Annotated in this window: 25 protein-coding genes; 14 read left to right on the plus strand and 11 right to left on the minus strand. The window is 70.6% G+C overall.

Annotated features, from left to right (window positions below; all coding sequences use genetic code 11):
* The first annotated feature begins 70 nt into the window (after positions 1–70).
* From WJM95_RS13155 to WJM95_RS13170, 4 genes are all read left to right on the plus strand, one after another.
* A complete protein-coding gene (locus WJM95_RS13155; RefSeq protein WP_339129823.1) occupies positions 71–1,048 on the plus strand; it encodes a ribose-phosphate diphosphokinase in 978 nt (325 codons plus the stop codon).
* Between the two features lie 184 nt (positions 1,049–1,232).
* A complete protein-coding gene (locus WJM95_RS13160; RefSeq protein WP_339129824.1) occupies positions 1,233–1,826 on the plus strand; it encodes a 50S ribosomal protein L25/general stress protein Ctc in 594 nt (197 codons plus the stop codon).
* Between the two features lie 88 nt (positions 1,827–1,914).
* Positions 1,915–2,511 (plus strand): aminoacyl-tRNA hydrolase, encoded by a 597-nt coding sequence (pth, locus tag WJM95_RS13165; RefSeq protein ID WP_339129825.1) that lies wholly within the window; start codon positions 1,915–1,917, stop codon positions 2,509–2,511.
* Between the two features lie 103 nt (positions 2,512–2,614).
* Entirely contained in the window at positions 2,615–3,112 is a 498-nt protein-coding gene (locus WJM95_RS13170; RefSeq protein ID WP_339129826.1) for a hypothetical protein, read from the plus strand.
* 182 nt (positions 3,113–3,294) lie between these two features.
* On the opposite strand, the gene ppc is transcribed toward WJM95_RS13170, so the two are convergent.
* Complete coding sequence (gene ppc / locus WJM95_RS13175; RefSeq protein WP_339129827.1) at positions 3,295–6,027, minus strand: phosphoenolpyruvate carboxylase; 2,733 nt, start codon at positions 6,025–6,027, stop codon at positions 3,295–3,297.
* A gap of 351 nt (positions 6,028–6,378) precedes the next feature.
* Between ppc and WJM95_RS13180 the strand changes: the two genes are divergently transcribed.
* Positions 6,379–7,392: a fatty acid desaturase gene (locus tag WJM95_RS13180; protein ID WP_339129829.1), complete on the plus strand. Its 1,014-nt coding sequence runs from the start codon at positions 6,379–6,381 to the stop codon at positions 7,390–7,392.
* Positions 7,389–8,069 carry a TetR/AcrR family transcriptional regulator gene (locus tag WJM95_RS13185; protein WP_339129830.1) on the plus strand — a complete coding sequence of 227 codons (681 nt, stop codon included), beginning with the start codon at positions 7,389–7,391 and terminating at the stop codon, positions 8,067–8,069. Before WJM95_RS13180 ends, WJM95_RS13185 begins: the two co-directional genes overlap by 4 nt.
* A gap of 20 nt (positions 8,070–8,089) precedes the next feature.
* On the opposite strand, the gene WJM95_RS13190 is transcribed toward WJM95_RS13185, so the two are convergent.
* On the minus strand, positions 8,090–8,461 hold the full coding sequence (locus WJM95_RS13190) for a VOC family protein (RefSeq protein WP_339129831.1): 372 nt from the start codon (positions 8,459–8,461) through the stop codon (positions 8,090–8,092).
* Positions 8,461–9,273 (minus strand): trans-aconitate 2-methyltransferase, encoded by an 813-nt coding sequence (locus WJM95_RS13195; RefSeq protein WP_339129832.1) that lies wholly within the window; start codon positions 9,271–9,273, stop codon positions 8,461–8,463. Before WJM95_RS13195 ends, WJM95_RS13190 begins: the two co-directional genes overlap by 1 nt.
* Before the next feature lie 173 nt (positions 9,274–9,446).
* On the opposite strand from WJM95_RS13195, the gene WJM95_RS13200 reads away from it, so the two are divergent.
* On the plus strand, positions 9,447–9,944 hold the full coding sequence (locus WJM95_RS13200) for a MarR family transcriptional regulator (RefSeq protein WP_261703948.1): 498 nt from the start codon (positions 9,447–9,449) through the stop codon (positions 9,942–9,944).
* Here WJM95_RS13200 and WJM95_RS13205 read toward each other — a convergent pair.
* Positions 9,903–10,670, minus strand: a complete 768-nt coding sequence (locus WJM95_RS13205) for a response regulator transcription factor (RefSeq protein WP_339129833.1) — start codon at positions 10,668–10,670, stop codon at positions 9,903–9,905. The genes WJM95_RS13200 and WJM95_RS13205 overlap by 42 nt on opposite strands.
* Before the next feature lie 256 nt (positions 10,671–10,926).
* Between WJM95_RS13205 and WJM95_RS13210 the strand changes: the two genes are divergently transcribed.
* Positions 10,927–11,418, plus strand: coding sequence for a GNAT family N-acetyltransferase (locus WJM95_RS13210; RefSeq protein WP_339129834.1), 492 nt, complete (start codon positions 10,927–10,929; stop codon positions 11,416–11,418).
* Between the two features lie 69 nt (positions 11,419–11,487).
* On the opposite strand, the gene galK is transcribed toward WJM95_RS13210, so the two are convergent.
* From galK to galT, 3 genes are read right to left on the minus strand one after another with little or no spacing between them, the layout of a single operon-like run.
* Positions 11,488–12,630 (minus strand): galactokinase, encoded by a 1,143-nt coding sequence (gene galK, locus WJM95_RS13215; protein WP_339135533.1) that lies wholly within the window; start codon positions 12,628–12,630, stop codon positions 11,488–11,490.
* A 12-nt stretch (positions 12,631–12,642) separates the two neighbouring features.
* Positions 12,643–13,611, minus strand: coding sequence for a UDP-glucose 4-epimerase GalE (galE, locus tag WJM95_RS13220; protein ID WP_339129835.1), 969 nt, complete (start codon positions 13,609–13,611; stop codon positions 12,643–12,645).
* A complete protein-coding gene (gene galT / locus WJM95_RS13225; protein WP_339129836.1) occupies positions 13,608–14,696 on the minus strand; it encodes a galactose-1-phosphate uridylyltransferase in 1,089 nt (362 codons plus the stop codon). Before galT ends, galE begins: the two co-directional genes overlap by 4 nt.
* A 179-nt stretch (positions 14,697–14,875) precedes the next feature.
* On the opposite strand from galT, the gene WJM95_RS13230 reads away from it, so the two are divergent.
* The 3 genes from WJM95_RS13230 (at position 14,876) to WJM95_RS13240 (ending at position 18,413) form a co-directional block, all read left to right on the plus strand.
* Positions 14,876–16,576, plus strand: coding sequence for a sodium:solute symporter family protein (locus WJM95_RS13230; protein WP_339129837.1), 1,701 nt, complete (start codon positions 14,876–14,878; stop codon positions 16,574–16,576).
* Positions 16,577–16,627: 51 nt separating this feature from the next.
* On the plus strand, positions 16,628–16,945 hold the full coding sequence (locus WJM95_RS13235; RefSeq protein ID WP_339129838.1) for a hypothetical protein: 318 nt from the start codon (positions 16,628–16,630) through the stop codon (positions 16,943–16,945).
* 160 nt (positions 16,946–17,105) lie between these two features.
* Positions 17,106–18,413, plus strand: a complete 1,308-nt coding sequence (locus WJM95_RS13240) for a M48 family metallopeptidase (RefSeq protein WP_339129840.1) — start codon at positions 17,106–17,108, stop codon at positions 18,411–18,413.
* A gap of 1 nt (position 18,414) precedes the next feature.
* Here WJM95_RS13240 and WJM95_RS13245 read toward each other — a convergent pair whose 3' ends face one another.
* The gene (locus tag WJM95_RS13245) at positions 18,415–18,816 is read right to left on the minus strand and encodes an ATP-binding protein (RefSeq protein ID WP_339129841.1); all 402 of its coding nucleotides are present in this window, start codon (positions 18,814–18,816) and stop codon (positions 18,415–18,417) included.
* Between the two features lie 237 nt (positions 18,817–19,053).
* On the opposite strand from WJM95_RS13245, the gene WJM95_RS13250 reads away from it, so the two are divergent.
* Genes WJM95_RS13250 through WJM95_RS13260 form a run of 3 tightly spaced genes read left to right on the plus strand, consistent with a single transcriptional unit; the run spans position 19,054 to position 21,012 of the window.
* Positions 19,054–19,905, plus strand: coding sequence for a helix-turn-helix transcriptional regulator (locus WJM95_RS13250; protein WP_339129842.1), 852 nt, complete (start codon positions 19,054–19,056; stop codon positions 19,903–19,905).
* An 8-nt stretch (positions 19,906–19,913) separates the two neighbouring features.
* Positions 19,914–20,111: a DUF397 domain-containing protein gene (locus WJM95_RS13255; RefSeq protein ID WP_339129843.1), complete on the plus strand. Its 198-nt coding sequence runs from the start codon at positions 19,914–19,916 to the stop codon at positions 20,109–20,111.
* Between the two features lie 4 nt (positions 20,112–20,115).
* Entirely contained in the window at positions 20,116–21,012 is an 897-nt protein-coding gene (locus WJM95_RS13260) for an NAD(P)-dependent oxidoreductase (RefSeq protein ID WP_339129844.1), read from the plus strand.
* A 48-nt stretch (positions 21,013–21,060) separates the two neighbouring features.
* Here the strand turns inward: WJM95_RS13260 and WJM95_RS13265 are convergent, their stop codons facing one another.
* The 3 genes from WJM95_RS13265 to WJM95_RS13275 all read right to left on the minus strand — a co-directional run bounded on the left by WJM95_RS13265 (position 21,061) and on the right by WJM95_RS13275 (position 26,019).
* A complete protein-coding gene (locus tag WJM95_RS13265; RefSeq protein WP_339129845.1) occupies positions 21,061–21,768 on the minus strand; it encodes a LuxR C-terminal-related transcriptional regulator in 708 nt (235 codons plus the stop codon).
* A 302-nt stretch (positions 21,769–22,070) separates the two neighbouring features.
* Positions 22,071–24,023, minus strand: coding sequence for a PQQ-binding-like beta-propeller repeat protein (locus WJM95_RS13270; RefSeq protein ID WP_339129847.1), 1,953 nt, complete (start codon positions 24,021–24,023; stop codon positions 22,071–22,073).
* A 79-nt stretch (positions 24,024–24,102) separates the two neighbouring features.
* Positions 24,103–26,019 (minus strand): PQQ-binding-like beta-propeller repeat protein, encoded by a 1,917-nt coding sequence (locus WJM95_RS13275; RefSeq protein WP_339129848.1) that lies wholly within the window; start codon positions 26,017–26,019, stop codon positions 24,103–24,105.
* Between the last annotated feature and the right edge of the window lie 280 nt (positions 26,020–26,299).

Here is a 26,299-nt window from a genome sequence, read left to right on the forward strand (position 1 = left end):
GAAGCCCTCTCGCAACCCAGCTGAGAAGGCCTCTCACGCCCACTGAGATGACCTCTGAGGAGACAGTGCTGTGACCGGGACCAAGACGACGACCGGCGAGAAGAAGATGATGTTCTTCTCCGGCCGCGCCCACCCCGAGCTTGCCGAGGAGGTCGCCCACAAGCTGGGTGTCGGGGTCGTCCCGACGAAGGCCTTCGACTTCGCGAACGGCGAGATCTACATTCGCTACCAGGAGTCCGCCCGCGGCGCCGACTGCTTCCTGATGCAGAGCCACACGGCTCCCATCAACAAGTGGATCATGGAACAGCTGATCATGATCGACGCTCTGAAGCGGGCCTCCGCCCGGAGCATCACCGTGATCGTGCCGTTCTACGGTTACGCCCGTCAGGACAAGAAGCACCGCGGACGTGAACCGATCTCGGCGCGTCTGGTCGCGGACCTGATGAAGACGGCCGGTGCGGACCGCATCCTCACGGTCGATCTGCACACGGACCAGATCCAGGGCTTCTTCGACGGCCCGGTGGACCATCTGTTCGCGCTGCCGATCCTCGCCGACTACGTGGGCGCCAAGGTCGACCGTTCCAAGCTCACCGTCGTCTCCCCCGACGCCGGCCGGGTGCGGGTCGCCGACCGCTGGTGCGACCGCCTGGACGCGCCGCTGGCCATCGTGCACAAGCGCCGCGACAAGGACGTCGCCAACCAGGTCACCGTCCATGAGGTGGTCGGTGACGTGAAGGGCCGCGTCTGCGTGCTCGTCGACGACATGATCGACACCGGCGGCACCATCTGCGCCGCCGCCGACGCGCTGTTCGCGCACGGCGCCGAGGACGTCATCGTGACGGCCACGCACGGCGTGCTCTCCGGCCCGGCGGCCGACCGTCTGAAGAACTCCAAGGTCAGCGAGTTCATCTTCACGGACACCCTGCCGACGCCCGGCGAGCTGGAGCTCGACAAGATCACGGTGCTCTCGATCGCGCCGACCATCGCGGACGCGGTGCGCGAGGTCTTCCTGGACGGTTCGGTGACGAGCCTGTTCGAGGAGCAGTAGGCCACGGCCCAGCCGGTCGCCTAGATCGATTTCTTGTACGGCCTCCCCGCCCCGTAAGCTGTCACAGTTGCTCGGCGAGGGAGGCCGCACTTTTGTGTGCGGCGGTCCGTTATCGACGCGCTCTTCGTAGCAGGCCGATGGTTTGGCCGGGTGACCTTCTTCCCCAGTTCTACGAGGAGTGAACATGTCCGAGGTCAAGCTCGCCGCCGAGTCCCGCACCGAGTTCGGCAAGGGTGCCGCCCGCCGCGTCCGCCGCGAGGGCAGGGTCCCCGGCGTCGTCTACGGTCACGGCACCGAGCCGGTCCACATCACGCTGCCGGGCCACGACCTGCTGCTCGCGCTGCGTACGCCGAACGTCCTGCTCTCCCTGGACCTGGACGGCAAGACCGAGCTCGCGATCCCGAAGGCCGTCCAGCGCGACGCCATCAAGGGCTTCCTCGAGCACGTCGACCTGCTCCTCGTGAAGCGCGGCGAGAAGGTCACCGTCGAGGTCTTCGTGCAGACCGAGGGCGAGCTGGCCCCGGGCAGCTTCCTCGTCGAGAACGTGCTCAACACCCTGACGGTCGAGGCCGAGGCCACCCACATCCCGGAGTCGGTCACCGTCTCCATCGAGGGCCTGGAGGCCGGCGCCTCCATCCACGCCAAGGACATCAAGCTCCCCAAGGGCACCACGCTGGCGATCGACGAGGACGCGGTCGTCATCCAGGTCCTGTCGGCGCAGGCCGAGGAGCCGGCCGCCGAGGGCGACGCCGAGGGCGACGCGGCCGCCGAGGCCTGATCCTCCCGGAATCTTCAGCTGTGTCAGCCGCCGCTCCTTCCCGGGAGCGGCGGCTGCCGCGTATCACGGACACGAGGGAGACACGGACGTGACGACCGACGCCAACGCGCCCTGGCTGATCGTGGGCCTCGGCAACCCGGGCCCCGAGTACGCCATGAACCGGCACAACGTGGGCTTCATGGTGGCCGATCTGCTGGCGGAGCGGGTCGGCGGGAAGTTCAAGCGTGCGGGCAAGGCGCAGGCCCAGGTGATCGAGGGGCGGATCGGGCCGCCAGGTCCGGCGAACCGCCGGGTGATCCTGGCCAAGCCGATGTCGTACATGAACCTGTCGGGCGGCCCGGTGACGGCGCTGCGGGACTTCTACAAGGTGCCGACGGCCAACATCGTGGCGGTCCACGACGAGCTCGACATCGACTACGGCGTGCTGCGCCTCAAGCTGGGCGGCGGCGACAACGGCCACAACGGGCTCAAGTCCATGACCAAGGCGATGGGCGCGGACTATCACCGGGTGCGGTTCGGCATCGGGCGTCCTCCGGGCCGTATGCAGGTCGCGGACTTCGTGCTGAAGGACTTCGGGTCCGCCGAGCGCAAGGAGCTGGACTACTTCGTGGACCGGGCGGCGGACGCGGTGGAGTGTCTGGTGATCGAGGGCCTGGAGCGGGCCCAGAGCACGTACAACTCCTGAGGGCCGGCCCGACGGGCCACGGGAGGCCACCGGCCGGTCGAAGTACCCGTACAACTGCCGACTTGTCCCCCGCCGGGGTTGACCGAGCGCTTGGCCATGGCCAATGATCCCCGCCATGCGTGCCGTCACCTCTCGTCAGAGCGCGACCACGGCGCTGCGTCTCGGACAGCTCGCGGCGATGGGCATGGTCACCGGGCTCATCCTGATCGCGGGCGTCTGGGCCTCCTGGGGCACCGCGCAGCACGTGATGCTGAGCAAGGGCAGGGAGCAGGGCACGATCGCCGTGCGGTCGTGCTCGGGTGACGTCTGCACCGGGCCGTACACACCGGTCTCGCCCGGTTCCCGGGCGCGCTCCCACGTCGTCATCGACCAGTCGGTGGCGGTGGAGAAGGGCCGGACGTACTCCGTCACGGTGAAGCCCGGCAGCGACGAGGTCGTCCGCAGCGGCCCCGCGGGACTGCTCTACGCCTGGATCCCCCTCGCGGGCGCGCTGCTGCTCGCCTCGGTGGTGGTCGCGGGCGGTCTGCGGCTGACCCGGGTCGCCTGGCTGATGGCGGGCGCGGGCCTGGCCCTGCTGACAGCCACTTTCCTGGCCATCTAGGACCCGGTTCGTCCAGGGCCTGGTCATCCAGGGCCCCTCGACGACCCCGGGGCCTGGTCATCCAGGGCCCCCTCTGACGGACCCCCCCCCCCCGGACACACGAAGGCGCCCTTCGCGCTCGTACCCGTACGAGCGCGAAGGGCGCCTTCCGCTGTCCGCAGGCCGGGCCGGCGGACAACGGCTCAGCCGGTGTTGCGCAGACCGGCCGCCACACCGTTGACGGTCAGGAGCAGGGCCCGCGAGAGCAGCGGGTCCGCCGTCTGCCCGGCCGCCGCCTCGTCGCGCTGGCGCTTGAGGAGGGCGACCTGGAGGTAGGAGATCGGGTCCAGGTAGGCGTCACGGATGGCGAAGGTCTGCTGGAGCACCGGGTTGGTGTCGAGCAGCTCGTCCCCGCCGGTGATCCGCAGCACCTCGCGCACGGTCAGCTCGTGCTCGGCCTCGATGACGTCGAAGACGTGCTTGAGGTTGTCCGGGACGAGGGTGTCGACGTAGTGGCGGGCGATCCGCAGGTCGGTCTTCGCGAGGGTCATCTCGACGTTCGAGAGGAAGTTCCGGAAGAAGTGCCACTGCTCGTGCATCTCGTCGAGCACGGTGTCCAGGCCGGCTTCGCGCAGTGCCTTGAGGCCGGAGCCCACGCCGAACCAGCCGGGCACGATCTGCCGGGACTGGGTCCAGCCGAAGACCCACGGGATGGCGCGCAGGCCGTCGAGCGAGACGCCCGAGCCGGGACGGCGGGAGGGCCGCGAGCCCAGGTGCAGGTCGGCGAGCTGGTCGACCGGCGTGGAGGCGAGGAAGTACGTCGGCAGGTCGGGGTCCTCGACCAGCCTGCGGTAGGCGGAATGGGCGGCGTCGGAGACGACGTCCATGGCCGCGTCCCAGCGGGCGAGCGCCTCGTCGGACTGGCGGGGCGCGGTGTGCAGGGCGGACGCCTGGAGGGTGGCGGCGACGGTCAGTTCGAGGTTCTCGCGGGCGAGCGAGGGGACCAGGTACTTGTCGGAGATGACCTCGCCCTGCTCGGTCACCTTGATCTCGCCCTCCAGGGTGCCCCAGGGCTGGGCGAGGATCGCGTCGTGCGAGGGGCCGCCGCCGCGGCCGACGGTGCCACCGCGGCCGTGGAAGAGGCGCAGGCGTACGCCGTAGCGGTGGGCGACGTCGCGCAGCCGGCGCTGGGCGCGGTGGATCTCCCACTGCGAGGTGGTGATGCCGCCGAACTTGGAGGAGTCGGAGTAGCCGAGCATGACCTCCTGGACGTCCCCGCGCAGCGCCACCAGACGGCGGTACGAGGGGTCGGAGAGCATGTCCTCCAGGATCGTGTCCGCTGCCTTGAGCTCGTCGGTGGTCTCCAGGAGCGGCACGATGCCGATCTTGGCCCAGCCGGCGTGCAGGTCGAGCAGTCCGGCCTCGCGGGCGAGGACGGCGGCGGCGAAGACGTCGTCGGCGCCCTGGCACATCGAGATGATGTAGGACTCGATGACCTCGGGACCGAAGATCTTCAGGGCGCGCTTGACGGTCTCGAAGACGCCGAGGGTCTTCTGTCCCGCGGCGTCGAGCGGCGCGGGGGTCGGCGCGAGCGGGCGCCGGGAGCGCAGTTCCTTGGCGAGGAGCTTGGCGCGGTACTCGCGCGGCATGTCCACGTAACGCCAGGACTCCTCGCCGAGCCGGTCGAAGAGCTGGCCGAGGGCGTGGTGGTGGGCGTCCGCGTGCTCGCGTACGTCCATGGTGGCGAGCTGGAGGCCGAACGCGGCGAGCGTGCGGATGGTGCGGTTCATCCGGCCGTCGGCGATCAGGCCGCCGCGGTGCTCGCGCAGGGAGGTCTGGATGAGGATGAGGTCGCGCAGCAGCTCGGCGGTGCCGAGATAGTCGCGGCCGTCCTCGTGGGGCGTGCCCTTGGCCAGGCGGAGCTTGGTGTTCTCCAGCTTCTGCCGGATGCAGGTGGCCTTGAGGCGGTAGGGCTCCTCGGCGTTGAGGCGCTTGTAGCGGGGGCTGATCTCCGGCAGGCGCTCCAGGTCGCTCTGGAGGGACTCCAGGAGGTCCTCGTTCGCGCCGGTGTAGCGGATGGAGTTCGACAGGAAGCCGCGGAGCTCGTCGATGAGTTCGAGGGCGTCGTTGATCCCGTGCTCGTGCTGGAGGATCAGGACGTCCCAGGTGACGGCGGGGGTGACGTTCGGGTTGCCGTCGCGGTCGCCGCCGATCCAGGTGCCGAAGGTGAGCGGGCGGGTGTCGTCCGGAAGGGCGACGCCGACGCGTTCGAGCTCGGCGGTGAGGTCCTCCAGGACGTCGCCGACGGCGCCGGCGTGCAGCTCGTCCAGGTAGTAGATGGCGTTGCGGGCCTCGTCGGCGGGCTCGGGGCGTACGACCCGGAGTTCGTCGGTCTGCCAGACGAGGTCGATGTTCTCGGCGAGGCGCGTGTCGTGGCGGCGGCGGTCGGCCTCGATGACCGGGGTCTCCAGGAGCGCGGCGATGCGCCGCAGCTTGTTGAGGACCGAACGCCGTGCCGCCTCCGTGGGGTGGGCGGTGAACACGGGGCGCACGTTGAGGTTCTTGACCGTCTGGCGCAGGTGCTCGGGGTCGGCGTCCTTGAGCCGGTCGGCCGTCCGGGCGAGGAGACCGCCCTCGGCGGCCCGCTTGGCGCGCAGTTCGCGGCCGCGGTGCACCTGCTCGGTGACGTTGGCGAGGTGGAAGTAGGTCGAGAAGGCGCGGACCAGCTTGGCGGCGGTCTCCAGCTCGGTGCCGCGCAGCAGCTCGGCGGCGGCCTCGCCGTCCTCGCGGGTCAGGCGGCGGACCTTCTCGACCAGTTCCAGGAGCTCGGTGCCCTCCTGCCGTACGAGGGTCTCGCCGAGCAGGTCGCCCAGGCGGCGGATGTCGGCGCGCAGTTCGCTGCTGGTCGTCGTGGTCTGGTCGTCGGCACTGCTCACAGGTGCGGCTCCTTGCAGTGGTGAAGCTCGTCTGAAGAGTGGGGAATCTCGTCTGAAGCTCGTCTGGGAGGGAACCCGGGTGGCGACCGCGCGCGGCGGGTGCCGCTTAGGGAGGTGGCATCCGGGAAGAAATCAGAGCGGACCGCGCTGTCCGACCGACTCCAAGGATAGGTGTCCCCTCGGACGCGCAGGCTCACGGGCTCTTGCCGCCGGGCTACGCGCTGACATACTTACGACGCCGTAGGTTACGGACCCGTAGGTATTCCCGTCGGACGACGGGGGGACCCTGGGTCGCGCACCCGGACACCTCCCCGTCGTTCCTCACCCTCGAACCCCACAGGGGACGCCACCATGACCACGAGTTCCGATGTGATCGACGACGCCCCGCGGGCGGCCGGCGACGACACCTCGCTCCCCGCCGCGACCCTGGGCGGCGAGAGGAAGGGGTCACTCGAACAGATCACTCTTCTCCTCTTCATCTCCGTTCCGTTCCTCGCTCTGCTCGCGGCGGTGCCGCTGGCCTGGGGATGGGGGCTGAGCCTGCTGGACGTCGGCCTGCTGGTCTTCTTCTACTACCTGGGCTGTCACGGCGTGACGATCGGCTACCACCGCTATTTCACGCACGGCTCCTTCAAGGCGAAGCGTCCGCTGCGGATCGCCATCGCGATCGCGGGGTCGATGGCGGTCGAGGGTCCTCTGGTGCGCTGGGTCGCCGACCACCGCAAGCACCACAAGTTCTCCGACGCCGAGGGCGACCCGCACTCGCCGTGGCGGTACGGCGAGACGGTTCCGGCCCTGATGAAGGGCCTGTGGTGGGCGCACATCGGATGGATGTTCGACGAGGAGCGGACCTCGCAGGAGAAGTACGCGCCCGACCTGGTCAGGGACCCGGTGATCCGGGCGATCTCGCGTCAGTTCATCCTCTGGACGCTGCTGTCGCTTGCGCTGCCGGCGCTGATCGGCGGTCTGGTGACGATGTCGTGGTGGGGCGCGTTCACCGGGTTCTTCTGGGGGTCCCTCGTACGGGTGGCTCTGCTGCACCATGTGACCTGGTCGATCAACTCGATCTGCCACGCGGTCGGCAAGCGTCCCTTCAAGTCGCGTGACCGTTCGGGCAACGTGTGGTGGCTGGCGGTCCTCTCCTGCGGCGAGTCCTGGCACAACCTGCACCACTCCGACCCGACGTCGGCCCGGCACGGTGTGGACCGCGGCCAGCTCGACTCCTCGGCGCGGATCATCCGCTGGTGCGAGCAGCTCGGCTGGGCGTACGACGTGCGCTGGCCGTCACGCTCGCGTATCGATTCGCGCCGCAACGACGACGGGAACGGCTCCCGACGCAAGACGGAAACCGCTGAAGCGGCATGATTGACGGCGTGGCGACCGACTCCAGCAGCACCCCGAGCAGCACCGAGAAGCCGCGGCGCGCGCGTCGCACCCGCATGACCGGCGCCGAGCGCCGTCAGCAGCTGCTGGAGATCGGCCGCACCTTGTTCGCCGCCAAGGGCTTCGAGGGCACGTCGGTGGAGGAGATCGCCGCGAAGGCCGGTGTCTCCAAACCCGTGGTGTACGAGCACTTCGGCGGCAAGGAGGGGCTGTACGCGGTGGTGGTGGACCGCGAGATGCGGCGGCTGCTCGACATGGTGACCGGTTCGCTGACGGCGGGCCATCCGCGCGAGCTGTGCGAGCAGGCGGCGTTCGCCCTCCTGGACTACATCGAGGAGTACACGGACGGTTTCCGCATCCTGGTCCGCGACTCCCCCATCCCGCAGTCGACGGGGTCGTTCGCGTCCCTGATCTCGGACATCGCCACCCAGGTGGAGGACATCCTGGGCCGCGAGTTCAAGAGCCGCGGCTTCGACTCGAAGCTGGCGCCGCTGTACGCCCAGGCCCTGGTGGGCATGGTCGCGCTGACGGGCCAGTGGTGGCTGGACGTCCGCAAGCCGCGCAAGGCGGAGGTGGCCGCGCACCTGGTGAATCTGGCGTGGCACGGTCTCGACGGTCTTGAGCCGAAGCCGCGGCTGATAGGGCATCGCAAGGCCTGATGGCCGTGTGCGCTCCCGGCTCAGTTCCGGGCCGGGAGCGGCTCCAGGAATTCGAGGCGGTTGCCGACGGGGTCCTCGGAGAAGAAGCGCCGGTGGCCGGGCAGGTCCGAATCCCAGGTCACGGGGGCGCCGGTGGCGGCGATCCGGGCGGCGAGGGTGTCGATGCCGGTGACGCGCAGCCCGGGGTGGGCCTTCCTCGCGGGACGGAAGGACGCCTCGATCCCCAGGTGCAGCCGGACGGTCCCCGCCTCGAACCAGCAGCCCCCGCGTCCGGCGAGGACGGGCGGCTTGGGCGTCTCGGTCATCCCGAGGACGTCTCCGTAGTACGCGCGCAGGCGGTCCTCGGAGCCCGGCGGGGCGGCGAGCTGGACGTGGTCGAGCGCGGTGAGCATCAGGCCTCCTTGCGGGCCACGGCGAACAGCCTCCGGAACGGCAGCACCGTGCCGTGGGGCCTGGCCGGATAGGCCTCGCGCAGCAGGTCCCGGTAGGCGCCGATGAAGGCGTCGGCAGCCTCGGGGTCGTCCGCGAGTGCGGTCAGCACGGGCCGCAGCGCGGTCCCCTTCGCCCAGTCGAGCACGGGGTCGGGACCGGTCAGCAGCTGCATGTACGTGGTCTCCCAGACGTCCGTGCGGCAGCCGGCGTCCTCCAGCCGGTCCAGGTAGACGAGCGGGTCGTGGACCGAGTCGGCGGGGCGGAGGGTGCCGCCGAGGAGGCCCTTCCAGCGCGGGGAGGTGGCGAGTTCCCGGAGGATGACATGCAGCGGGGCGTCGGTGTTGTGCGGCATCTGGAAGGCGAGGGTGCCGCCGGGCGCGAGGGCGTCGAGCCAGCCGGGCAGGGACTCCAGGTGTCCCGGCACCCACTGGAGGGCGGCGTTCGAGGTGATCAGGTCGTACGTCTCGGCGGGTGCCCAGTCGGTGAGGTCGGCGTGGGCGAAGTCGAGGCGTCCCCCGCCGGCCGTGGGACCGGCGTGCTCCTCGGTGCGGGCCAGCATGTCGGCGGAGTTGTCGTAGCCGGTGATGTGCGCGGTGGGCCAGCGGACGGCGAGCTGGACGGTGACGTTGCCGGGGCCGCAGCCGAGGTCGGCGATACGGGCCGGGTCGCCCGGAAGTCCGCCGACCTGGGCCAGGAGGTCGGCGAACGGGCGGGCCCGGTGCCGGGAGTGACGCAGGTACTGGCCGGGGTCCCAGGTGGGGGCGGCAGCCATGGAGGGCCTCCTCGAAAGTCGCAGCGGGGTCGCGGTCCGTGCGAAGGGCGGTGCCGACCGGACCGTTCGTTGTCCAAGCCTCACAGCAAAACTATCTCGACGTCAAGAGACTCGTCCTCAAGAAACTCCACTTCAAGAGACTTCATGTCGACACAACCACTACACTGATCGTCATGGAGGACGAGGTCGATCGGCTGGTCGCTGCGTGGCGCCGGGAGCGCCCGGACCTCGACGTGGAACCGCTCGAGGTGCTCAGCCGGGTGAGCAGGCTGGCCCGGCACCTGGACCGTGCGCGCCGGCTCGCTTTCGCGGAGCACAGCCTGGAGCCCTGGGAGTTCGACGTCCTGACCGCGCTGCGGCGCGCCGGATCCCCGTATCAGCTCTCGCCCGGACAACTGCTGACCCAGACACTCGTCACCTCGGGCACGATGACGAACCGCATCGACCGGCTGACCAAGAAGGGTCTGGTGGAGCGCCTCCCCGACCCGAGCGACCGCAGGGGCGTGCTCGTCCGCCTCACGGACGAGGGATGCGACCGCGCCGACCAGGCGCTGGCCGGTCTGCTCGACCAGGAACGGGCGATCCTCGCCGAGCTGAGCCGGGCACAGCGCGGTGAACTGGCCGGACTGCTACGCCAGTTGACCGCCCCGTTCGACAACATCCCCGGCTAGGTCGACGGGTCCGACCCCGGCACGCCTGGCCAGGGCCACGGCGGCGAGGGTGGAGTGCACACCGAGCTTCCCGAGGACGTTCTGCATATGGGTGCGGACGGTGTGCGGCGACAGGAACAGCCGCTCCGCCACCGCCTTGCGCCCGAGCCCGGCCACCATGCACCGCAGCACCTCGCGCTCACGGGGCGTCAGCGACTCGACCAGCCGCTCGCTCTCGGTGCGGTGCTTGCGCGCGGCGGTGAGCTCACGGAGCACCCCGGTGAGCAGGGCGGGCGGCAGATGCGTCTCGTCGCGCAGGACACCCCGTATGACCGTGAGCAGGCGCGAGAGCGAGCAGTCCTTGGCCACCCATCCCGAGGCTCCCGCCTGGAGGGCGAGCCCGGCCCGGCGCGGGTCGTCCTTCTCGGCCAGCACGACGGTCCGTACGCCCGGCTGCCCCGAGCGCACCCCGGCGACGAGCGAGATGCCGTCGACCAGACCGTCCTCGTTGCTCTCCTGGACGGGCACCGCCGGACGCATGCCGGGCAGATTGCCGCCCAGGTCGGCGTCGACGAGCAGCACGTCGAAGCGGCGGCCCTCGGCCGCCGCGCGTTCGAGGCAGCGCAGCGCGGCCGGACCGCTGCCGGCGGCGGACACGTCGACGTCGGGCTCGGCCGCGAGCGCGGCGGCGAGCGATTCGGCGAAGATGCGATGGTCGTCGACGACCAGTACTCGGATGCGAACCACAGAAACCCCCACTGTCGGGGGACGATCCGTACGGGTACGGCGCCCGAGGTGATCCCGGGCCCGCTTGCGACCCGGAAAACGGGGTGCCTCCACCGCACGGCCGCCGCCGTGCTGGAAGTGCTACCCCCACTTCGGGCGTCGTACCCGACTGTCTCGCCCCCTGATCAGCACCGGCCCCCACCGGCACTGTTCATCAGAGTACGGCCGGGGACGGGGAGCGGAAGGCAATTTGCAGAACTGGTTGGCCAGCGCGTTTATGGTGAGTCGTATGTTTCGTATCGAGACAGAAGACGACAAGGAGCGTCGGGATCTGCTCCGCAGGCGGCTCCTGGACACGAACACGGCGGCGTCCCCGGTGCTGCGCGCACTGCGCGGAACCCCAGGTGAGCGTGAAATCCCGCTCCACGTATGGGCGTTGGACGAGGACGGCGGGCTGGCCGGCGGACTGGCGGGGCACACCTGGACGACCTGGCTGCACGTCACCTACCTGTGGGTCGACGACCGCCACCGGGGCGCGGGCCTGGGCAGCCGCCTGCTCACCGAGGCGGAGCGGACCGCCGCGGGACGCGGCTGCGCCGCCGCCCGCGTGGAGACCTGGGACTTCCAGGCCCCCGACTTCTACCGCAAACAGGGCTACGAGGTGGTCTCCGTGATCCCCGACTACCCCCCGGGAATCACGGAGTACACCCTGACAAAACGCTGGAGTTCCAGCCCCGGCCGGGGAAATTTCAGCCCCTCCGGCGTTTGAGGAGCGGGGTCCGGGGCGGAGCCCCGGGTACGGGACGGGTAGGGGCGGAGGGGGCGAAGAACCCCGAGGTCAGCCCACCCGCCGGGCCCCGGCCGAAGGAACGGCGGGAAACACCCGCGGAGCCGTGAACCCCGCCTCGGCGAAGGCCTCCAGGACCGCCTTGGTGACGCCGTCCACATCGGCGGACTCCACCAGCACGACGGCGGAACCGCCGAAACCGCCGCCCGTCATCCGGGCCCCCAGCGCACCCGCACCGTTGGCCGCGGAGACCGCGAGATCCAACTCGGCGCAGGAGATCCGCAGATCGTCCCGCAGCGAGGCGTGACCGTCCGTCAGGACGGGCCCGATCGCCCGGACGTCCCCCGCGTCCAGCAGGGAGATGACCCGGTCCACCCGGTGGTCGTCGGAGACCACGTGACGGACGTAGCGGCGGACGCGTTCGTCGGAGAGCCGGCCGAGGGCCGCGTCGAGCTCCTCGTAGGCGACGTCCCGCAGATGGGACACGCCCAGCTGCCGCGCCCCCTCCTCGCACCCCGCACGCCGCTCGGCGTACGCCCCGTCGCCGAGCGCGTGCTTCACCCGGGTGTCGACGACGAGGAGTTCGAGCCCCTGGGAGGCGAGGTCGAAGGGCACCTGGCGGATGGACAGGTCACGGCAGTCCAGGTGCAGGGCGTGCCCCTCCGTGCAGCACGCGGACGCCGTCTGGTCCATGACCCCGCAGGGCACACCGACGAAGTCGTTCTCGGCGCGCTGGGCGAGCCGTGCCAGTTCGGGCCGGGTGAGCCCGAGCCCGTACAGCTCGTCGAGGGCGAGGGCGGTGACGACCTCCAGGGCCGCCGAGGAGGACAGCCCGGCGCCGGTGGGGACCGTGGAGGCCAGATGGATGTCCGCGCCGCCGACGGCGTGGCCCGCCTCGCGCAGCGCCCACACCACACCCGCGGGATAGGCGGCCCAGCCGGTGTCCGACCGGGGCGTCAGCTCGTCGACGCGCAGTTCGACGACGGGTCCCTCGATGTCCGCCGAGTGCAGCCGCAGTACGCCGTCGGACCGGCGGGACACCGCGGCGACCGCCGTGTGCGGCAGCGCGAGCGGCATCACGAACCCCTCGTTGAAGTCCGTGTACTCGCCGATCAGGTTGACCCTGCCGGGCGCCGCCCAGACGCCCTCGGGCGCGGCGCCGTACAGCTCCTCGAAGCCCTCACGTACCCCCACCTGCTCCACCTGTTACCCCTTCGCCGTGCTCTTCTGTGCGAACTCCCACGCGTCCGCGACGATGCCCGCGAGATCCGCGCGGGACGGGTTCCAGCCGAGTCGCTCACGGGCGGTCGCGGCCGAGGCGACCAGGATCGCCGGGTCCCCGGCGCGGCGCGGCGCGGCGACCTCGGGGATCGGGTGTCCGGTCACCCGGCGCACCGTCTCGATGACCTCGCGGACGGAGAAGCCGTTGCCGTTGCCGAGGTTGCAGATCAGGTGCTCGCCCGGGGAGGCGGCCTCGACCGCCAGCAGGTGCGCCTCGGCGAGGTCCGCGACATGGATGTAGTCGCGGATGCAGGTGCCGTCCGGCGTCGGGTAGTCGTCGCCGTAGACGGAGATGGCGTCGCGGCGGCCCTGCGCGACCTGGAGGACCAGCGGGATGAGGTGCGACTCGGGGTCGTGCCGCTCACCGCTCTCGCCGTAGGCGCCGGCCACGTTGAAGTAGCGCAGCGAGACGGCGCCGAGGCCGTGCGCCGCGGCCTCGCCGGTGATCATGTGGTCGACGGCGAGCTTGGAGGCGCCGTAGGGATTGGTCGGCCGGGTCGGCGCCGACTCCACGATCGGGGTGGTCTCGGGCTCGCCGTAGGTCGCGGCGGTGGAGGAGAAGACGAGCTTGCGCACGCCCGCCTCGCGCATGGCCGCCAGCAGCGCCATGGTGCCGCCGACGTTGTTGTCCCAGTACTTCTCGGGCTTCACCACGGACTCGCCGACCTGCGAGAACGCGGCGAAGTGCAGGACGGCGTCGTACGAGGGGTCCAGCCACTTGGCGGCGTCGCGGATGTCGCCCTCGATGAACGCGGCACCGGCGGGCACGCCCTCGCGGAAGCCCGTCGAGAGGTTGTCGAGGACGGTCACCTCGTGGCCGGCCTCGATCAGGTGGCGCGCGACCACGCTGCCCACATAGCCGGCTCCACCCGTGACCAGGTACTTCCCACTCATGTACTCGCTACCTCTCGCAGTCGCTGAGCCGCGGTCTCCGGCGGCACGTCGTTGATGAACACGTTCATGCCGGACTCGGAACCCGCGAGGAACTTCAGCTTGCCGGAAGTGCGGCGAATGGTGAAAAGCTCGAGGTGGAGCGCGAAGTCGTCCCGGTTGACGCCTTCGAACCCCTCCAGCGGGCCGAAGGGAGCCTGGTGCCACGCCGCGATGTACGGCGTCGGCGGCTCGCCCGTCCCGTCTTTCCCACCGCCCTGTCCGTCGAAGATCCGGTCGAAGCGCCTCAAGAGTTCCAGATAGACCTGGGGGAACTCTGTGCGCGCCGCGTCGTCGAGGCCGAGCAGATCGGGCACGCGGCGGCGCGGGTAGAGGTGGACCTCGTAGGGCCAGTGGGCGGCGTACGGGACGAAGGCGGCCCAGTGCTCGCTCTCCAGGACGACGCGTGAACCGTCCGCGAGCTCCCGCGCGAGGACGTCGTCGAACAGATTCTCCCCTCCGGTCGCCTCCTTGTGGGCGGCGAGCGAGCGCAGCATCAGCGCGGTACGGGGCGTGACGAAGGGGTAGCCGTAGATCTGCCCGTGCGGGTGACCGAGCGTCACGCCGATCTCGGCGCCGCGGTTCTCGAAGCAGAAGACCTGCCGGACGGAGGGCAGATGGGAGAGTTCGGCGGTGCGGTCCGTCCACGCCTCCAGGACGAGGGCCGCCTGCGCCTCCGTCAGGTCCGCGAAGGAGGCGTCGTGGTCGGAGGTGAAGCAGACGACCTCGCAGCGGCCGGAGTCGCCGGCCAGCGAGGGGAAGCGGTTCTCGAACACCACGACGTCGTAAGAGGATTCGGGGATCTCGCTCAGCCGGCCGCCCGAGGACGGGCACAGCGGGCACTCGTCCGCCGGGGGGTGGTAGATGCGCCCCTGGCGGTGCGAGGCGATCGCGACCGAGTCGCCGAGCAGCGGGTCGCGGCGCACCTCGGAGGTGGTGACGGTCGGGTCGAGCGGGCGCCGGTCCACCGCGTCGCGCACCTGGTCGTCGCCCGCGTCGTAGTAGATGAGCTCACGACCGTCGGCGAGCCGGGTCGAGGTCTTCTTCACAGTCGGACTCCCCATCAGCACCCGATCAAACCTTCAAACATAACCGAACACAACAAACCACAAGCCACCACCGCAGTCAACGTCACAATCAAACAAAGGTCACCACCGGAAGGGTGTGTTCAGCGAATGCGGAGGCATAGATTCCGGTCCGATAGGTTCATGCGACGAAGCGAGTTCTGATGCAGTCCCCCACACATCCGCCCCAACCGGGCACCCTGCTCGCCGTCGAGCTGCGACTCCCCACGAACGCACTCGACTACACAATCCTCGGCATCTACTTCGTGGTCGTCCTGGGCATCGGCTTCGCGGCCCGGCGCTCGGTGCGGACGAGCCTCGACTTCTTCCTGTCCGGGCGCTCCCTGCCCGCCTGGATCACCGGCCTGGCCTTCATCTCCGCCAACCTGGGCGCCACCGAGATCCTCGGCATGGCCGCCAACAGCGCCCAGTACGGCGTCTACACCGTGCACTGGTACTGGATCGGCGCCATCCCCGCGATGGTCTTCCTCGGCCTGGTGATGATGCCGTTCTACTACGGCTCCAAGGTCCGCTCCGTTCCCGAGTTCCTGCTCCTGCGCTTCGACAAATGGGCGCACCTGCTCAGTTCCGTGCTGTTCGCCTTCGCCGCCGTCCTCATCGCGGGCGTCAACCTCTACTCGCTCGCGATCGTGGTCGAGGCGCTGCTCGGCTGGCCGCAGTGGGTCGCGATCGTGGTCGCCGGGTTCTTCGTCCTCGCCTACATCACCCTCGGCGGACTCTCCTCCGCGATCTACAACGAGGTCCTCCAGTTCTTCGTGATCCTGGCGGCGCTCATCCCGATCGCCGTGCTCGGCCTGCACCGCGTCGGCGGCTGGAACGGCCTGACCACCTCCCTGGACAAGACCCACGGCACCGACTTCACGACGGCCTGGGGCGGTACGGGCATCGGCAGCGACAACCCGCTCGGCGCCAACTGGCTGACCATCGTGCTCGGCCTCGGCTTCGTGCTCTCCTTCGGCTACTGGACGACGAACTTCGCCGAGGTCCAGCGCGCGCTGTCGGCCAAGAACCTCTCCGCCGCCCAGCGCACCCCGCTCATCGCGGCCTACCCGAAGATCTTCATCGTCTTCCTGGTGATGATCCCGGGCCTGGTGGCGGCCGTCCTGGTCCCGAAGATCGGTACGAGCGCCTCGGGTCTCCAGTACAACGACGCGATCCCGTACCTGATGCAGGAGCTGCTGCCGAACGGGGTCCTCGGCATCGCGGTGACCGGCCTGCTGGCCGCGTTCATGGCGGGCATGGCGGCGAACGTCTCGTCCTTCAACACGGTGTTCACGACCGACATCTGGGCGAAGTACGTGGTCACGGACCGGGAGGACGGCTACTACGTCCGCTTCGGCCGGCTCATCACGGTGATCGGCGTCCTGGCGTCGATCGGCACGGCCTTCCTGGCCTCGTCCTTCTCCAACATCATGAGCTACCTCCAGACGCTCTTCTCCTTCTTCAACGTCCCGATGTTCGCGGTCTTCATCATCGGCATGTTCTGGAAGCGGGCGTCGGTGAAGTCCGGCTTCTGGGGCCTGCTGGCCGGGACGACGGCCGCGATGGTGAACTACTTCGTCCTCTACAAGCAGGGCGTCATCGGCTTCCCCTCCGACCAGGGCGCCAACTTCGTCTCCGCGATCGTCGCCTTCGTGGCCGGCGGCGTCGTGATGGTCGGGGTCTCGCTCTTCACCGCCCCCAAGCCCGCGCGGGAGTTGGAAGGCCTGGTCTACGGCACGGTGTCGCCCGGCATGGCCGAGCCTCCCGCCGCCGGTGACGACGCCTGGTACCGCAAGCCCGCCCTGCTGGGCTGGGGCGCGATGATCCTGGCGGCCGCCTGCTACATCCCGTTCTCGTTCTGACCTCGTTCCGACGAGTCCTGACCCACTCCGACGAGGGAGCATCAAGAAACCATGTCCGACTATTCGGAAAGTGACGCGCAGCGCCAGGTCGCGGACCTAGAGAAGAAGTCCGCGACCGCCGCCCGTCTGTTCGACATCCGCCGCATCATCGGCGGCCTGTTCGTGGTCTACGGCGTCATCGTGACCATCGCCGGCATCACCGCCTCCGACGCCGACCTCACCAAGGCCGGCGGCATCAACATCAACCTCTGGACCGGCCTCGGCATGCTCGCCCTCGGCCTGTTCTTCCTGGCCTGGCTGTGGCTGCGGCCGCTGCCCCCGACGACACCGGAGACCCCGGCCGAGGAGCAGACTCCCCCGACGGCCTGACTCCCTTACCCGGGGCCGGAGTTCGCTCAGAACTCCGGCCCCGGTGCACGAAAAGCTCCTGGACCTGGCACTTTACGTCGCCACACCTCTGTGATCTCCTTCGCCGGGACAGGTACGGACGGCCTCTGGGGAGGGGCCGTGGGGCAGGGGAGAGTCAGCGATGGACACCGCCGCGGCGGAGACGGTTCAGCCATGCCCCGAGTGCGGGGCCGAGATCCGCGGGGAAAGCCGCTTTCCTTCGTGGTGCGCCGTCTGCGACTGGAACGTCGACCCGGAACGCCCGGAAGAGAAGCGGGGCCGGCTCGCCGAGGCGCGGCGGGCCCAGGCCCGACGGCACGGTGAGCGTCTGCTGGCCGAACTGGCCGCGGGCGGAACCCTGAAGGCCCGGGGGGACTCCTCGGCCCGTCTCGCCTTCGCGGTCGCGCTCGCCGTCCACGCCCTGACCCTGGCCCTGACCGCGGGCGGTGTCTGGTTCCTGGTCGGGAGCCGGGGCGGCTGGGGGATGCTGCCGGGCGCCTTCCTCCTCGCCCTGGGGTGGTCGCTGCGGCCCCGGTTCGACAGGCTGCCGGAGAACACCCCCGTCCTGCGCCGCGCCGACGCTCCCGAACTCTTCGCGCTCGTCGACGAGGTCGCCCGCGTCGCCGGCACCCGCGGTGTCGACGCCGTCGTGGTCGACAGCGAGATCAACGCGAGCGTCCAGAGCTACGGTCTGCGCGGGCGGCGGCTCCTCACCCTGGGGCTGCCCTTCTGGGAAATCCTCACACCGCAGCAGCGGATCGCCCTGCTGGGCCACGAGATGGGCCACTTCGTCAACGGCGACACCCGGCACGGCTTCGTCGTCGGGACCGCCCAGCGTTCGCTGGCGACCTGGTACCACTACTTCGCGCCGGTCGGCGCCGACGCGCTCGACGACACCGACGTGTTCACCGTGATCCTCAACCTGCTCTACGTCGTACCCCGTCTGCTCGTACGCGGCATGCTGACCGTCCTCGACGGCCTCACCCTGCGTTCCACCCAGCGGGCCGAATATCTCGCCGACCGGACGGCCGCCCGGGTGGGGTCCACCCGGGCCGCGCTGGAACTCATGGAGCGGCTGCTCATCTCCGACTCGGCCGCGGTGGTGTTGCAGCGCGAGACCAACCTCTCCGCCCTGAAAGGCCCGCGCGGAGGGCGGGACAGGCGAGAGGCCGCCGGCCGGGCGGACGAGCTGTGGCAGCGTCTGGCCGCGGAACTGGCGTCCGTTCCGGAGCGGGAGCGGGAGCGTCTGCGGCGGGTGGGCGCGCTGCGCGGCCACAGCGTCGACTCGACCCATCCGCCGACCCATCTCCGCCATGCCTGCCTGCTGATCGGGGAGGACGTACCCCCGGCGGTCGTGACCGACGACGAGCGGGAGCGCCGGATCGCCGGGGAACTGGCCGCCGCGCGCACCAAGGTGGCCCGGCAGATCCTCCAGGACGGCTACCAGTGAGCTAGGCGGCGGCCAGCTCGCACCACACGTACTTGCCCGTGTCGCCACCCTGCCGCAGTGGATGCCAGCCCCAGTCGTCGGCGCAGGCGCGGACCAGGACGAGACCCCGGCCCGCTTCGGCGTCGGAGGTGCCCGGCAGGTCGTACGGCGGTGGCACCGGGCTCGCGTCCCAGGCGCCGATCCGCAGCACCCCGCCCCGCCAGGCCAGCCGCAGGGCCGCGGGCCCCTTCGTATGCCGTACGGCGTTGGAGACCAGCTCCGCCGCCAGCAGCTCGGCGACGTCCGCGAGGCGGATCAGTCCGTGCAGGGTCAGGACCAGGCGAACGGTGCGACGGCAGACGGTGACGGCGCGGGTGTCGTGGGGGATGTGCAGGGAGTAGGTCCAGGGCTCGTTCTTGGGCATGACTGAACTCCGTTTCGGGTGTGGGGAGTCGGGAGTTCGCTGGGCGCGCGGGCGGTGGCAGTGTCACAGCCGCCGTGGCAGGACGCAGTGGTGCGCTTCCGGGTACCCCGAGGTTCCGCAGCGTGTGCGTCGCGTCACCGACGGTATGGGTAAAATTTGGGCCCGCGCAAGCCGCTGCCGTAATCTTCCCCTCGAAGGTGTCACTGCCTCAGGGCAGTTGGGGCGAGGGAGGAAGCCATGCCGCGCAGACGGCAGCCAACCGCACGCCAGGAGCGCCTGGGCATCGAGCTGCGGAAACTGCGCGAGGCCGCAGGACTCAAGGCACGCGAGGCTGCCGCGCTCGTCGGGTCGGACTCCGCCCAGATGAGCCAGATGGAGTCCGGGATCGCGGGGGTGAGCGAGGACCGGGTACGAAGTCTCGCGGCTCACTACTCCTGCGCGGACGGGGAGTTGATCGAAGCACTGGTGCGGATGGCGACCGACCGGACACAGGGTTGGTGGGAGGCGTACCGGGGCCTGCTGCCCACGCCGTTCCTGGACCTGGCCGAGTTGGAGCACCACGCCACGCACCGGCTCGACGTGGAGTTCCTGCACGTCCCCGGCCTCTTCCAGACGGAGGACTACGCGCGGGCCGTCTTCGCGTACCGGGTTCCCCGACTGCCCGACAACGAGATCGAGTTGCGCGTCCGCCATCGAATGGAACGCAAAACTGTCATCGCCGACCACGCCCCCGTCCCCTACACGGCGGTGATCCACGAAGCGGCGCTGCGCATCAGGGTCGGCGACCGGACAACTGCTCACCGTCAACTGGCGGGCATTCTGGAGCTCTCCGAAGCGGACCACATCACCGTGCGCGTCATCCCCTTCGAGCTCGACGGCTTCGCCGGAGCCACGAACGCGATGATGTACGTGGGCGGTGCCGTGCCCAAGCTCGACACAGCGGTACGCGACGCACCGCACGGCGTGGTGCTCATCGACTCCGAGGCACAACTGGGCACTTTTCGAACGCTCTTCCATATGGTGGAGGCTGTGTCGCTCGAACCCACCCGTTCGCGTGACTTCATCCACCGGCTGGCGAAGGAACTGTGAGGTCCGCCGTGACCACCCCCGACAACTGGCAGAAGTCGTCCTTCTCGGGAAGCGGCGACGGCAACAACTGCCTGGAACTCGCCTCCACCCCCGGCACCGCTCACCTCCGCGAGAGCGACACCCCGGGAATCCGTCTCTCGACCGCCCCGGGTGCCCTTGTCCATCTCCTGAACCACATAAAGAACAGCACCGACGGGGAAGGCTGACCCCATGACCGACAAACTCACCGTCAGTGTCCTCGGCACCGGGATCATGGGGGCCGCGATGGCCCGCAACATCGCCCGGGCCGGGCACCGCGTCCGCGCCTGGAACCGGACCCGTGACAAGGCCGAGCCGCTGGCCGGCGACGGCGCGCACGTCGCGGACACCCCGGAGGAGGCCGTGCGGGGCGCCGACGTCGTCCTGACCATGCTCCACGACGGCCCGGCCGTCCTCGACGTCATGCGCCGGGCGGCACCCGGGCTGCGCGCCGGGGCCGTCTGGGTGCAGTCCACGACCGCCGGGACCGAGACGCTCGGCGAGCTCGCCGCATTCGCCGGAGCGCACGGGCTCGTCTTCTTCGACGCGCCCGTCCTCGGGACCCGCGCCCCCGCCGAGGCCGGACAGCTGACCGTGCTCGCCGCGGGCCCGAGCGCGTCCCGCGACACGGTGACGCCCGTCTTCGACGCCGTCGGGGCCCGTACCGTGTGGACAGGCGAGGACGGCGCGGGAGGCAGCGCCACCGGGCTCAAGCTCGTCGCCAACAGCTGGGTCCTCGCCGCCACCGCCGCGACCGGGGAGGCGCTCGCCCTGGCCGCGGGCCTCGGCGTGGACCCGAAGGACTTCTTCGGCCTCATCGAGGGCGGCCCGCTCGACATGGGCTATCTGCACGCCAAGGCCGCCCTCGTCCTGGAGGACCGGCTGTCCCCGGCGAGCTTCGCCGTCACCACCGCCGAGAAGGACGCCCGGCTGATCGTGGAGGCGGGGCGGCGGCACGGCGTGCGTCTCGACGTCGCCGAGGCCGCCGCCGAACGCTTCGGCCGCGCGGGCGCCCTCGGCCACGGGGACGAGGACATGGCGGCCGCGTACTTCGCGAGCTTCGAGGAGGGGAAGCCCCCCTCCTCGTAGCCCTTCAGCCCAGGGACCCGCGGGCCCGTGGGCCGGTGCCCCTCCGTCTCAGCGGGCGCCGTCCGTGCTGCCGTGCGGCGCCTGTGCCGGGATCAGGCCCGCGCGGTCCAGCAGGCCCGTGCGGGCCGCGAGTGCCGCCGCCTCCAGACGGGAGCCCACGCCCAGTTTCATCAGGACGCGCTGGACATGGGTGCGGGCCGTGGACGGGGCGATGCCCATGCCGGCCGCGATGAGCCGGGTGTCCTCGCCCTCGGCGACCCGCACCAGGACCTCCACCTCGCGGGGCGTGAGCATCTGGAGCAGCCGCTGGCCCTCGTCGTCGGGCTGGGCGGCGGGGTTGAGCAGCTCGCTGAAGGCGCCCTGGAGCAGTTGCGGGGCCACGGCCGCCTCACCCGCCCTCGCCTTCATGATCGCGCGCTCGACACCCTCGATGCGCTCGTCATGGCGTACGTATCCGGAGGCACCGGCGGCGAACGCGGCGGCGATCCCGCGCGGGTTCGGTACCGGGCCGAGCACCAGGACCGCCACCTGCGGGCGCTCCCTCTTGATCCGCACCACCGGGTCGAACATCCCCGGTTCGGCGGGCGTCGCCGTGCCGATCAGGCACACCTCGGGTGCCCGTGTGATCACCAGTTCCGCCGCCCCCGCGGCGGGTGCCGCCGCGGCGAGCACCCGGTGCCCGCGCAGCTTCAGTGCCGAGGCCAGCGCCTCGGCGAGCAGTCGGTGGTCGTCGACCACCATGAGCCGGACTCCCATCAGGCAACCCCCCAGTCCCCCCAAGCATCCCCACTGGTTCCCCGTGGATGTGGAGCCCCCCGGCTCTCCATCCCCCGGAAGCTACACGCTTGTTCGACGTTGCGCTTCCCCTACTGGAGAGAAGTGCCCCGGAATATCGAAATCCCACCCAATAGGAAGTGATGCGGGGTACGCGTGCGGCCCCGTCCCTGAGCAGGGACGGGGCCGCACGCGGTGTTTCGGACCCGGCACATCAATCCGGAGAAACGATCACCGAGTTCTTTCGGAGATGATCATTTCTGTTTCACTCGAAAGGTGCCGTTCTACTTCGTTCCGAAGGCGATCGCGAGGTACGCCTTGTCCGTCGCGGAGGTCGGCTTGTTCGCGTAGACCTGGGACATGAACAGCCGGCCGCCGCCGTAGAGGATCTCGGCGTAGTCCGGGAGCATGCTCGACTCCGCGTCCCGGGTGGACTGGGTCGCCGGGTTCTCCATCAGCTTCGTCTCCTTGAAGGAGGTTCCGTCGATGGTGACGATCTGTCCGCCCTTGTCGTAAGGCGGCCGCTTGTAGGCGAGGACGTTGGTGCCGTCCATGCGCAGCGGGGTGATGGTGTAGCCGTCGCCCGCGTCCGCGCGCTGGCCCGTCTGCTTGCCCGTGGCCAGGTCGAAGGCGACGATCTCGTTGGTGCGGCTGTAGTCGCCGCTGCCGTCGTGCTCCTCCGTCGGGATGTACAGCCTGTCGTTGCCGACGGCAAGCCCCGAGCAGTACTCGATCCTGGTGATGCCGTCGCAGCGGGCCGCGTACGTCTTGCCGGGGGCCGAGATCTTCGACCGCAGCGTGCCGGTCTTGTTGTCGACGGAGAAGAAGTCCGAGATGCCGCTGCCGTCACCGGCGGAGTCGCCGACGTCGGCCGCCACGACCAGCGGGTCGGTGGAGACGACGCTCGCGTACTCGATGCCGGGCGACATCTTGTAGTCGGAGATCACCTTCCCCGACTTCGGGTCGATGGTCTGGATGTGCAGCTGGCGCGTGCTGCCGTACTCGCCGCACTTGCGGACCGCGACCAGCTTCGCGCCGCCGCCGTAGCCGGAGTCGTAGCAGCTGTCGCCCGTCTTCGGGGCCCACAGCGCCTTGCCGGTGGAGATGTCGAACGCGCCGCCACCGCCCGTGCTGCCCGCGGCGACCGTGTTCCCGCTGATCGTCACGTTGTCGAGGTTGATCTGCTGGTCACCGGACTTGACCGTCCGGGTCCACAGCTTGACGCCCGCGTCGAGGTCGAGGGCGGCGAGTTGGGTGCATCCGTGCGAGGGCTGCGCCTTGGTGGGCATGGCCGGCTCGTAGATGATCGCCGAGCGGTCGGAGTCCGTGGCGTGACGGCTGGCCTGGCACACCGGGCCGGGGAGCTTGATCGTCCAGGTCTTGGCGCCGGTGGCCGGGTCGTAGCCGTTGATCTCGGCGTTGCCGGTCTTGGCGTACACCTTGTCGGTGAGCCAGGAGCCGGCCGTGACCACGCTCGTGACGCCCTTCGGCACGGGCGGCGCGGGGATCTGGAACAGCAGCGAGGAGGCGGTGCTCGCCGGCACCTTCTCCTTGCCGTTGCTGCCCTTCTTCTCACCGCCCTTGTCGTCGCCCTTGCCGCCGCTGGTCCCCTTGGCGGCGGGCGTGTCGCTCGTGGACCGGTGCGCGTACAGGACACCGCCGCCGACGATCAGCGCGACGGCCACCACGGCCGCCACGATGATGAGCAGCTGGCTGTTGAGCTTGCGGCCGCCGCCTCCCTGCGGGGGCTGCGGCTGCATCGGCATGGTCGGCGGCTGCGGATAGCCGTACGCGGCCGGCTGGCCCGGGTAGCCGTAGCCCGGCTGGCCCGGGGGCGGCGTCTGCGGATAACCGTAGGGCTGCTGCGGGCCCGCGGGCGGGGCCGTCTGGGGGTAGCCGTAGCCCGGTCCTGCCGCGGGCGGCGGCGCCTGCGGATAGCCGTAGCCGGGGCCCGCGGCGGCGGGCGGAGGCGTCGGCGGACCGAACCCGCCCGGGGCCGAGTCCTGCGGCGGGGCACCGAAGGCCGGCGGCGGGTCCTGCGGAGCACCGAAGCCCTGCGGGGCCGGGGGCTGCGGGGCGCCGAATCCCTGCGGAGCCGGGGGCTGCGGAGCCGGGGGCTGCGGGGCGTCCGGAGCGGGGGCCTCCCCGTCCGGGTTCGGCTGGGGGTTCGCGGCGGGGTCCTGCGGGGCGCCGAAGCCCTTCGGGGGCTCGTTCGGCGGCGGGGGCGGCTGACTCATGACGTGAATACCTCGGAATACGAAGGGACGGCGGGCCTGTGCGCGTGCGGGGCGCGACGGAACGGGGCTGAGGCGTCGGTCACTTGCCGTAGGCCAGCATCAGCTTCTCCTTCGCCTGGTCATTGCCCGTCAGGCGGGTGGTGGAGATGTAGAAGCGCCCGTCCACGTAGTCGACGGCCTTCGAGTAGAAACCGGACTCGATGCTCGCGGTGCCCGCCGGGTTCTGGAGCAGCTTCACGGGGGTGTGGGAGCCGCCGCCGGTCGGGATCGACACGACGCGGCCACCGCCGTCGTACGACGCCTCGACGTACGCGACGAGGTGGGTGCCGTCCGTCTTCATCGGCATCATCGTCGCGTCCGCCGGAGACTTGACGCGCCACTTCTCCTTGCCGGTCGCGAGGTCGAACGCGACGATCTCGTTGGGGCCGGTCTTGGCCTCGGTCGGCAGATAGAGCGTGCCGGCGTCGGCGACGGCGCCGAAGCAGCCCGTCAGGTCGCGGTCGAGGATCGCGAAGCCGCACTCGGGCGCGAAGCCGTCGTCGCTCTTGAGCTGCGAGCGCAGACGGCCGTCGTCCTTCAGGGCGGTGATGTTCACCGTCTTCTTCGCGTCGTTGGTCAGGTAGAGCACGACCGGGTCCACGGAGTAGGCGCGGCCGACCCGCCAGCCCTTGGGGATCTTCGTCGTCCACCGGGCCTTGCCGGTGGCCGGGTCCAGCTCCTGCACCTCGTCGTGCTCGGTGGAGCTGCCGGCCCCGCAGGACGAGACGGCCAGCAGCTTGGCGCCGCCCGCGAAGCCCGCCGGGTAGCAGCCGGCGCCGTACTTCCGCTTGTCCCACAGCTTCTTGCCGGAGGCGACGTCGTACCCCGTCCCCGACATCGAGCGTCCGACCGTCAGCGTCTTGCCGGTGAGGGACAGGTCGATCGAGATCGTGCTGTCGAACAGGGTGCCGTCCGCGACCTTCCCGCTCCAGCCCTTGGCGCCGGTGTTCAGGTCGACCTGCTGGAGCTGGTTGCACTTGGCGCCGCTGTCGGGGCCGCTCATGTAGGCGATGAAGATCTTGTCGTCGGCCGTCTTCTGCGGGGTCGCCGCACAGATCTTCTGCGGGAAGGTCAGCGCGGGCCACGTCGGCTTGCCGTCACCGACGTTGAAGGCGAAGAGCTGCTTGTACGCGGCCTTCACGGCCGTCTTGCCCGTGATCCACATGCCCGGGGCGTCGGCTCCCGAACCGGGCGCGTCCGGCGCGGACTTGTACCAGAGGACCTTCGCCTCTCCCGCCTTGCGGCCGGCGTTCAGGTCGTCGTTCTCCTGGCCTCCGTCGCCGCTGCCGTCACCGGGGTTGGCCGGGGCGGGCGAGGCGGGCGCGGACGCGGAAGGGCCGCCGCTCGGGCTGTGCCGCGCGACGGGCTTCTTGTCGCCGCCCGCGCCGGTGACGGCCCAGACGGTTCCGCCGACGACGAGCAGGCCGGCCACCGCCGCGGCGATCACGAGCGCGGGCTTTCCCTTGAAGGGGTTCTTCGAGCCGCCGCCGGGGCCGCCGGGCTGCGGGACGCCGGGCGCACCGGGCGCGCCCGGGTAGGGCGCCTGGGCCGGATAGCCGTAGCCCGGCTGCTGCTGCGGGTAACCGTAGGGACCGGGCTGCTGCGGCTGCCCGTAGGGACCCGGCTGCTGCGGCTGTATGTAGGGACCCGGCTGCTGCGGCTGTCCGTACGGGCCCGGCTGGGCGTAGGGGCCGGGCTGTTGCGGGTATCCGTAGCCGGGCTGCGGGGGGCCCGTGGGCGGGGTGTTCTGCGGCGCGGGCGCCTGGGGCGGCTGCGCGGGAGGAGGGGGCGTGCCCTGCGGGCCGGTGCCCGGCGGTGTGCCCTGCGGCACCGCCTGCGGCGCGCCGAAGCCGCCCTGGGACCGCGGGTCCTGCGTGGCGTCGGCACCGCCCGTCGGCGGCTGGTCCTGCGGTGCTCCGAATCCGCCCTGCGGCGGCTGACTCGGCGGCTGACTCATCAGCGCGTCCCCCTGTTCACTGATGTGACTCCCCACCGTCGGCGCCGGATTCGCGCCTCGCCCGGTGGATCTCAGACTGTTCTCAGACCGCTCTTTCTATCACTCCGGGGGGCGCGGGCAGGGGGCCGGTGCGCGCCCTGTTCCCAAGGGAGGACCGGGCTGTGATGCCGTCGTTACGCGTCTTCACGGGCCCTTCACGCCGGGCGCGCGGGGCGAGTTCACCGCCGCCGGTGGCCGTCGCACGGGGCGCTTCCGGCAACTCGGGGGCGCCCGGCGGAAC

Source organism: Streptomyces sp. f51 (genome assembly GCF_037940415.1).
GTDB lineage: Bacteria > Actinomycetota > Actinomycetes > Streptomycetales > Streptomycetaceae > Streptomyces.

Excerpts from the sequence above, each read along its gene's own strand:
- WJM95_RS13200 (WP_261703948.1), top strand. The coding sequence starts at position 9,447 with ATGGAGGACGAGGTCGATCGGCTGGTCGCTGCGTGGCGCCGGGAGCGC.
- galE (WP_339129835.1), bottom strand. The coding sequence starts at position 13,611 with ATGAGTGGGAAGTACCTGGTCACGGGTGGAGCCGGCTATGTGGGCAGC.
- WJM95_RS13185 (WP_339129830.1), top strand. The coding sequence starts at position 7,389 with ATGATTGACGGCGTGGCGACCGACTCCAGCAGCACCCCGAGCAGCACC.
- WJM95_RS13190 (WP_339129831.1), bottom strand. The coding sequence starts at position 8,461 with ATGCTCACCGCGCTCGACCACGTCCAGCTCGCCGCCCCGCCGGGCTCC.
- WJM95_RS13260 (WP_339129844.1), top strand. The coding sequence starts at position 20,116 with ATGACCGACAAACTCACCGTCAGTGTCCTCGGCACCGGGATCATGGGG.
- WJM95_RS13265 (WP_339129845.1), bottom strand. The coding sequence starts at position 21,768 with ATGGGAGTCCGGCTCATGGTGGTCGACGACCACCGACTGCTCGCCGAG.
- WJM95_RS13245 (WP_339129841.1), bottom strand. The coding sequence starts at position 18,816 with ATGCCCAAGAACGAGCCCTGGACCTACTCCCTGCACATCCCCCACGAC.
- WJM95_RS13230 (WP_339129837.1), top strand. The coding sequence starts at position 14,876 with ATGCAGTCCCCCACACATCCGCCCCAACCGGGCACCCTGCTCGCCGTC.
- WJM95_RS13275 (WP_339129848.1), bottom strand. The coding sequence starts at position 26,019 with ATGAGTCAGCCGCCGAGTCAGCCGCCGCAGGGCGGATTCGGAGCACCG.
- WJM95_RS13180 (WP_339129829.1), top strand. The coding sequence starts at position 6,379 with ATGACCACGAGTTCCGATGTGATCGACGACGCCCCGCGGGCGGCCGGC.
- WJM95_RS13240 (WP_339129840.1), top strand. The coding sequence starts at position 17,106 with ATGGACACCGCCGCGGCGGAGACGGTTCAGCCATGCCCCGAGTGCGGG.
- WJM95_RS13210 (WP_339129834.1), top strand. The coding sequence starts at position 10,927 with ATGGTGAGTCGTATGTTTCGTATCGAGACAGAAGACGACAAGGAGCGT.
- WJM95_RS13195 (WP_339129832.1), bottom strand. The coding sequence starts at position 9,273 with ATGGCTGCCGCCCCCACCTGGGACCCCGGCCAGTACCTGCGTCACTCC.
- WJM95_RS13250 (WP_339129842.1), top strand. The coding sequence starts at position 19,054 with ATGCCGCGCAGACGGCAGCCAACCGCACGCCAGGAGCGCCTGGGCATC.
- WJM95_RS13270 (WP_339129847.1), bottom strand. The coding sequence starts at position 24,023 with ATGAGTCAGCCGCCCCCGCCGCCGAACGAGCCCCCGAAGGGCTTCGGC.
- WJM95_RS13170 (WP_339129826.1), top strand. The coding sequence starts at position 2,615 with ATGATCCCCGCCATGCGTGCCGTCACCTCTCGTCAGAGCGCGACCACG.
- WJM95_RS13160 (WP_339129824.1), top strand. The coding sequence starts at position 1,233 with ATGTCCGAGGTCAAGCTCGCCGCCGAGTCCCGCACCGAGTTCGGCAAG.
- WJM95_RS13235 (WP_339129838.1), top strand. The coding sequence starts at position 16,628 with ATGTCCGACTATTCGGAAAGTGACGCGCAGCGCCAGGTCGCGGACCTA.